General features: G+C 69.7%; 6 protein-coding genes and 1 pseudogene. 3 read left to right on the top strand and 4 right to left on the bottom strand.

Annotated features, from left to right (window positions below; translation table 11 throughout):
• Positions 1–278 precede the first annotated feature (278 nt).
• From ROTAS13_RS16915 to ROTAS13_RS16905, 3 genes are read right to left on the bottom strand one after another with little or no spacing between them, the layout of a single operon-like run.
• Complete coding sequence (locus ROTAS13_RS16915; RefSeq protein WP_019463166.1) at positions 279–686, bottom strand: hypothetical protein; 408 nt, start codon at positions 684–686, stop codon at positions 279–281.
• Positions 683–1057 (bottom strand): rod-binding protein, encoded by a 375-nt coding sequence (locus ROTAS13_RS16910; protein WP_075822913.1) that lies wholly within the window; start codon positions 1055–1057, stop codon positions 683–685. The genes ROTAS13_RS16915 and ROTAS13_RS16910 overlap by 4 nt, the downstream gene beginning before the upstream one ends.
• Positions 1057–2211 (bottom strand): flagellar basal body P-ring protein FlgI, encoded by a 1155-nt coding sequence (locus ROTAS13_RS16905; RefSeq protein WP_019463168.1) that lies wholly within the window; start codon positions 2209–2211, stop codon positions 1057–1059. The genes ROTAS13_RS16910 and ROTAS13_RS16905 overlap by 1 nt, the downstream gene beginning before the upstream one ends.
• A 151-nt stretch (positions 2212–2362) precedes the next feature.
• Here ROTAS13_RS16905 and ROTAS13_RS27270 point away from each other — a divergent pair, with 151 nt between their 5' ends.
• From ROTAS13_RS27270 to fusA, 3 genes are all read left to right on the top strand, one after another.
• Entirely contained in the window at positions 2363–2779 is a 417-nt protein-coding gene (locus tag ROTAS13_RS27270; RefSeq protein WP_058389980.1) for a flagellar assembly protein FliX, read from the top strand.
• A gap of 125 nt (positions 2780–2904) precedes the next feature.
• The gene (gene dksA / locus ROTAS13_RS16895) at positions 2905–3321 is read left to right on the top strand and encodes an RNA polymerase-binding protein DksA (protein WP_037249952.1); all 417 of its coding nucleotides are present in this window, start codon (positions 2905–2907) and stop codon (positions 3319–3321) included.
• Between the two features lie 240 nt (positions 3322–3561).
• Complete coding sequence (fusA, locus tag ROTAS13_RS16890; RefSeq protein WP_019463171.1) at positions 3562–5688, top strand: elongation factor G; 2127 nt, start codon at positions 3562–3564, stop codon at positions 5686–5688.
• A 580-nt stretch (positions 5689–6268) separates the two neighbouring features.
• On the opposite strand, the pseudogene ROTAS13_RS16885 reads toward fusA, so the two are convergent.
• A pseudogene (locus ROTAS13_RS16885) lies at positions 6269–6538 on the bottom strand (energy transducer TonB); the annotation flags it as partial.
• Between the last annotated feature and the right edge of the window lie 51 nt (positions 6539–6589).

Here is a 6589-nt window from a genome sequence, read left to right as displayed (position 1 = left end):
TCCAGCGTCTGGGCGAGGCGGCCGAGCACGAGGCAGCGGCCGGCCCCGTTTCCGGCGGGACGCAGCAGCGGCATGACGAGGTGCGCGAGCGGATGGTCCGGCGGTGGCGACCCGCCGCGGGCCGCGCGCATCAGCATCGTCCAGGCGTCGTCATCTCCCATGCCCCTGGCTATGCCGCAGGCCGGAACGGCGCGCCATCCCGGGCACGGCATTCCCCGGGCGGCTCGCGCGATTGTTCGGCGCGGCCGCCGGGCATCGGCGGTGCCGGGGAAAGGGGGTCAGGCGCGGGTGCCGATGCTCAGGAAGGGCACCGGGCGCAGCGGCGCGCGGCGGCCGCCGGTGGTGTAGGTGACCGGCTGCGCATGGGGCAGGGCGGCGCCCGCGATGGTCTCGATCACCTTGGCCTGCAAGGCGATGGCGCGTTCCAGCAGGCGGCGGTTCTCGTCTGACAGGTCCTTCAGGCGCAGGGACAGCTGTTCGGTTTCCTCGCGCTGGGTCTCGTCGGCGATCCGCGCCCCCGTCCGGTGCACGGCGACATGCGCGGCGGAGAAGGCCTCGGAGGCCCGGATCTTGGCATCCGCGAGCTTCGCGGCGCGCAGCAGGTCGAGCCGCGCCAGGGCCTCGTTCTCCTCGGCCAGGGCCTCGGCGAGGCGTTGGCCGGCGGTGATCAGCGACTGCATCATCATGCGGGGGATTCTCCACCCTCCAAGGTTGAGGAAAGGTTCGCGGTGTCCGTCCCGGTTCCACCGCCCGCGCCGGCACTCGAACTGGCACTCGCGCTGGCATTCGCGCTCTGGGCGCGCAGCATCTCCTGCAGCACCGAGGCGGCGAGGCCGATGCCGCCCTGGCGGCTCCAGGCCTCGGCATAGGCATCCACCAGCATCGGCCGCCACTGCCCTTCCGCCGCGCCGCCGCCGAAGCTGCCGCCGCTGACGGTGGCGAAGGCGGGCTGCAGCAGCGCGCCCAGGGCCTGCGCCTCGAACTTCCGCGCGGCCTCGCGCATCGCCTCCGCGCGCGGAGGCTGGCCGGACAGCGTGGCGGGCAGGGTGGGGCCCATCAGCGCACCTCCAGCTCGGCCTGCAAGGCGCCCGCCGCCTTGATGGATTGCAGGATGGTGATCATGTCGCGCGGCCCGACGCCCAGGGAGTTCAGCCCGTTCACCAGCTCCTGCAGCGTGACGGAGCGCGGCAGGATGCCGAGGCGGCGGCCGTTCTGGTCGTCCACCTCGATGCCGGTGCGCGGCACCACCGCGGTCTGGCCGTTGGACAGCGGCGCGGGCTGGCTCACCTGCGGCGTCTCGGTGATGCGGATGGTCAGGTTGCCCTGGGCGATGGCGACGGTGGAGATCCGCACATCGGCGCCCATGACGATGGTGCCGGAGGCCTCCTCGATCACCACCTTGGCCGACTGGTCGGGGACGACGCGGAGCTGCTCGATCTCCCCCAGCAGGCCGGCCACGTCCATGCCGCGCGTCATCATCACCACGGTGCGCGGGTCGGTGGCGGTGGCAAGGCCGGGGAAGCGCGCGTTGATCGCCCCCGCGATGCGGCGCGCCGTGGTCATGTCCGGGTTCCTCAGGCCGAGGCGGACGCGGTCATGCCCGGCCAGCTCGAAGGGGATCTCGCGCTCCACCACCGCGCCGCTGGCGATGCGCCCGGCGGTGGGCACGCCCCGCTGCACCGAGGCGGCCTGCCCCCGGGCTCCGATTGCCCCGGTGGCGAGCGCGCCCTGGGACACGGCATAGACCTCCCCATCCGCGCCCAGCAGCGGCGTGACGAGCAGCGTGCCGCCGGTGAGGTTGGAGGCATCGCCCAGGGCGGAGACCGCGACGTCGATGCGCGAGCCGGGGCGGGCGAAGGCGGGCAGGTTCGCCGTGACCATCACCGCGGCGACGTTCTTGGTGTCGAGCTGCTTCTCGTTGTCGCGGGTGTTGACGCCCAGGCGCTCCAACATGCCGACCAGGGACTGGCGGGTGAAGACGGCGGAGCGGAGCTTGTCGCCCGTGCCGGGCAGGCCGACCACCAGCCCGTAGCCGACGAGCTGGTTGTCCCGCACCCCCTCCACATCGGCGATGTCCTTGATCCGTACCTGGGCCTGGACAGGGGGAGCCAGAAAGGCCAGGGCCAGGGTCAGGACCAGCGCCATCAAGGGCCGGACCAGGAGAGGGAAGGCGCGGGCCGGCCGCGCCTGGGTGAATCCGCATCCGGCCATGTTTGCCGTTCGGAAACCGGTTCGGGGGAGGATAGGGCGCATCACGCCACGGCACAGCGCAACCGCCGTGCCAGGAACGGGGTGGCGGCAGCGCGGCAGAAGCTGCCGCCACCCCGGCCAAAACCGCAGCCCGGCGGCAAAAGGAGCCCGGATGATCCAGCGCGTCACCGAGACACGATCCACCCCCGCTGCCCTCGGCCCGCGCCGTGCCGCCGGGCGGGGCGGCGGCTTCCGGCTGGCGGAGGGTGGCGAGGCCCAGGCCGCGGCGGCGGAGGGCGCCCTGCCGGTCCTCGCCGCCGGATTGCTGGCGATCCAGGAGGGCGGGGAACAGGACGGGGAGCGCGACCGGCGGGCGGCCCGGCGGGGCACGGCGATGCTGGAGGAGCTGGCCGGCTTCCAGGCCGACCTGCTGCGGGGCCGGGCGGATCCCGACCGCCTGCGGCGGCTGGCCGGGCTGTCGGAAGGCGAAATGCCGCCGGATCCCCACCTGGCGGAGGCCCTGGCCGCCATTTCCCTGCGCGCGAAGGTAGAGCTGGCCCGCCTGGAGGTTCGCGGGCGTGGTGCCTGAGCCACCCTGTCTCTGAAACATCTCAACTGCCCTCTTGGCTTGGCAGCCATGCGCCTTGTATGAGGCTCACGGTTTCGTGGACCGGGAATGCCGCCGGGGCTCACGAAGACTGAGGGATGTACGTGATGCTGGTGACCCTACCGCCGGATTATCGTCCGACCGAATCCGAGTCTTTCATGAACCCTCAGCAGCTGCAGTATTTCCGGCAGAAGCTGCTGCGCTGGCGCCAGGATCTGTTGCGGGAGGCCGGGGAGACGCTGAGCTCCATGGGCCAGGGGGGCATCATCGAGGCCGACCTGGCCGACCGGGCCAGTGTCGAGACCGACCGGGCCCTGGAACTGCGGACCCGGGACCGTGCCCGCAAGCTGATCAGCAAGATCGACATGGCGCTGGAGCGGATCGAGAACGGCACCTATGGCTATTGCGAGGAGACCGGCGAGCCGATCGGCCTGAAGCGCCTGGAGGCCCGCCCGATCGCCACCCTGTCCATCGAGGCGCAGGAGCGCCACGAGCGCATGGAGCGCGTCCACCGGGACGACTGACCGGCGCGGCAGGGCATCCGGGCGTCGTTTCCACGGCCGGAGTGCTGCCGGAGGGGCCGAGGATGCTTGCAATTCCGGCTCCGGCAGCGCAAATGTGCCACCGCGATAGCGGGGGTCCGGCATCCCCCGGGTTCATCCCCGGGTCCACCCTCCCGGGGGCACCCCGGGACGGACCAGAACCCTTGAGTGAGAACCAGTCTGGCGGGCGAGGCGGCGAGGAGCCGCCCCGGTCCCGCCGCAATGCTTACCCGCGCGGCAGGCGCCGCGAGCTTTTGGAGGCCCACCGTGGCGCGTACCCCGCTCGACAAGATCCGGAACATCGGGATCACGGCGCATATCGACGCCGGCAAGACCACCACGACCGAGCGCATCCTCTACTACACCGGCAAGTCCCACAGGATCGGTGAGGTGCACGACGGCAACACCACGACCGACTACATGGAGCAGGAGCGGGAGCGTGGCATCACGATCACCTCCGCCGCCGTGACGGCCGTGTGGCACGACTACCGCATCAACGTCATCGACACCCCGGGCCATATCGACTTCAACATCGAGGTGAACCGCTCGCTGCGCGTGCTCGACGGCGCGGTGTTCATCATCGAGGGCGTGGCCGGCGTGCAGCCGCAGTCCGAGACCAACTGGCGCCTGGCCGACCGCTACAGCGTCCCGCGCATCATCTTCATCAACAAGCTGGACCGCACGGGCGCCGATTTCTACCGCGCCGCGGACACGCTGACCGAGAAGCTGGGCATCAACTGGGTCGCCCTGCAGCTGCCGATCGGCATCGAGGAGAACCTCAAGGGCGTCGTCGACCTGGTCGAGATGAAGGCCCTGATCTGGGAAGGCGACGAGCTGGGCGCCAAGTACCACGAGGCCCCGATCCCCGACGACCTGAAGGAGAAGGCGGACGAGTACCGCCAGAAGCTGCTCGACACCGTGCTCGGCATGGATGACGCGGCGATGGAGCAGTACTTCGAGACGGGCGACGTGGACGTCGCGACCCTGAAGGCCTGCATCAAGAAGGGCACGATCTCCGGCGAGTTCCGCCCGGTCTTCTGCGGCTCCGCCTTCAAGAACAAGGGCGTGCAGCCGCTGCTGGACGGCGTGGTGGACTATCTGCCGAGCCCGGTGGACATCGAGGGCATCAAGGTCGCCCCCGAGGAGGGACAGGACGAGGACGCCGAGCGCCGCGTGATCCCGGCCGAGGAGAACGCGCCCTTCGCCGGTCTGGCCTTCAAGATCATCAACGACAAGTACGGCAACCTGACCTTCGTCCGCGTCTATCGCGGCGTGCTGCGCTCCGGTGACCAGGTCCTGAACACGACCAAGGGCAACAAGGAGCGCGTCGGCCGCATGTTCCAGATGCATGCCGACAAGCGCGAGGAGATCAAGGAGGTCTTCGCCGGCGACATCGCGGCCTTCGTGGGGCTGAAGGACACCGGCACCGGCGACACCCTGGCCTCCGCCGAGGACCCGGTGGTGCTGGAGCGCATGGCCTTCCCGGTGCCGGTGATCGACATCTCCGTCGAGCCGAAGACCAAGGAGGGCATCGAGAAGATGACCCTTGGCCTGCAGAAGCTCGCCGGCGAGGATCCCTCGCTGCGCCTGAAGACCGACCAGGAGACCGGCCAGACCATCCTGTCCGGGATGGGCGAGCTGCACCTGGAGATCATCATCGACCGCCTCCGCCGCGAATACGGCGTGGACGCCAATATCGGCGCCCCGCAGGTGGCCTATCGCGAGACGATCACCAAGGCGCATACCGAGACCTACACCCACAAGAAGCAGTCGGGTGGCTCGGGCCAGTTCGCCGAGGTGAAGATCCAGTTCGAGCCGCTGGAGCGGAACACGGGCATCGAGTTCGTGAACGCCGTGGTCGGCGGCACGGTGCCGAAGGAGTACATCCCGGCGGTCGACAAGGGCATCAAGGTCCAGGCCGACACCGGCGTGCTCGCCGGCTTCCCGACGGTGGACTTCAAGTTCACCCTGCTGGACGGCAAGTACCACGATGTCGACTCCTCCGCCCTGGCGTTCGAGATCGCCGGCAAGGCCTGCTTCCGCGAAGGCATGAAGAAGGCCGGCCCGGTGATCCTGGAGCCGATCATGGACGTGGAGGTCACCACCCCGCAGGACCATGTCGGTGACGTGGTGGGCGACCTGAACCGCCGCCGTGGCGTGATCCAGTCGCAGGACATGGCCGGCACCTCGGTCATCGTCCGGGCGCATGTCCCGCTGAAGGAGATGTTCGGCTACATCTCCAACCTGCGTGGCATGACCAAGGGGCGCGCCTCCTTCTCGATGCAGTTCCACCACTACGATCCGGTGCCGCGCAACGTGGCCGACGAGATCATGAAGGCCAGCGCCTGATTTCGCAGGCGTGAAGGACCGGCCCCTGCCTTGGCGGGGGCCGGACCGGACCGTGACGAAGAACCCCCCGCCAGCGATGGCGGGGGTTTTTTCTTGCGCGGTGCCCTGCTTCGGCAAGAGGTTGCCTGGCGATGAGCCCCTGGCCTGGGGGAGGGGTTTCACCATTCCCTCCACCGGGTCGCCTCAGGACTTTGGTATTTTAGTGCTTTAGGATTTTAAGCCTTTGCTTGCCCGGAGGGATGCCGTGTGCGATCCCGCGAGACAGAGCGCATGGATAGGCGATGCTGTGGAATGCGCGGTGCTGTGTTGATTTTATTCCTATAGCGCGGCGTGGATGGTGAAGCAAGGGGCGTTTGCGGTGGCGGTGTCCGTTCCCGTTCCCGGTCGGGGGGAGAGGATCGCCGCGGCCTGTGGCACGGCATTGCGGGTTCGGCCTTCGGCATTGGCCTCTGCCGGTGGTGCCAACCCATCGGATACGGGGCGCGCAGCGTCCTGGCGGCCATGGAGTGCGGCGCCGGATCCCGGGCAGGCCCAGGGGCCGGTGGGCCGGTGTGTTCCGCCCCTCACATGAGGCCCGGCGTCAGCGCCGCGTGACGCTGAAGCTGATCGGCACCGCGGCGCTGAAGGTGTCGTCGCTGAACTCCTCCGGCACCGGCGGCAGGGAGGCGCGCTGCAAGGTTTCCACGGCGGCCTCGTCGAGGAGCTCGCTGCCGCTGCTGCGGGACACCCGGGCCGAGATCAGCGTCCCGTCCCGGCGCATGGCGAAGGTCACGACCACGACGCCCTGGATGCCGCGCATCTCGGCCTCGCGCGGATAGCGCTTGGCACGGTTGATCGCGGCCGAGAGCCGTCCGGTCCAGTTCGGCCTGTCTCTTGATCACAAGTCTCGACGTCAGCATAG

It is taken from the genome of Roseomonas sp. TAS13, from assembly GCF_001950415.1.
Lineage (GTDB): Bacteria > Pseudomonadota > Alphaproteobacteria > Acetobacterales > Acetobacteraceae > Roseomonas > Roseomonas mucosa.
This window is presented reverse-complemented; position numbering and strand designations above follow the sequence as displayed.

What these genes read in the sequence shown, in the direction of transcription:
- ROTAS13_RS16915 (WP_019463166.1), bottom strand. Translation starts at nt 686, where the DNA reads ATGATGATGCAGTCGCTGATCACCGCCGGCCAACGCCTCGCCGAGGCC.
- ROTAS13_RS16910 (WP_075822913.1), bottom strand. Translation starts at nt 1,057, where the DNA reads ATGGGCCCCACCCTGCCCGCCACGCTGTCCGGCCAGCCTCCGCGCGCG.
- ROTAS13_RS16905 (WP_019463168.1), bottom strand. Translation starts at nt 2,211, where the DNA reads ATGGCCGGATGCGGATTCACCCAGGCGCGGCCGGCCCGCGCCTTCCCT.
- ROTAS13_RS27270 (WP_058389980.1), top strand. Translation starts at nt 2,363, where the DNA reads ATGATCCAGCGCGTCACCGAGACACGATCCACCCCCGCTGCCCTCGGC.
- dksA (WP_037249952.1), top strand. Translation starts at nt 2,905, where the DNA reads ATGCTGGTGACCCTACCGCCGGATTATCGTCCGACCGAATCCGAGTCT.
- fusA (WP_019463171.1), top strand. Translation starts at nt 3,562, where the DNA reads ATGCTTACCCGCGCGGCAGGCGCCGCGAGCTTTTGGAGGCCCACCGTG.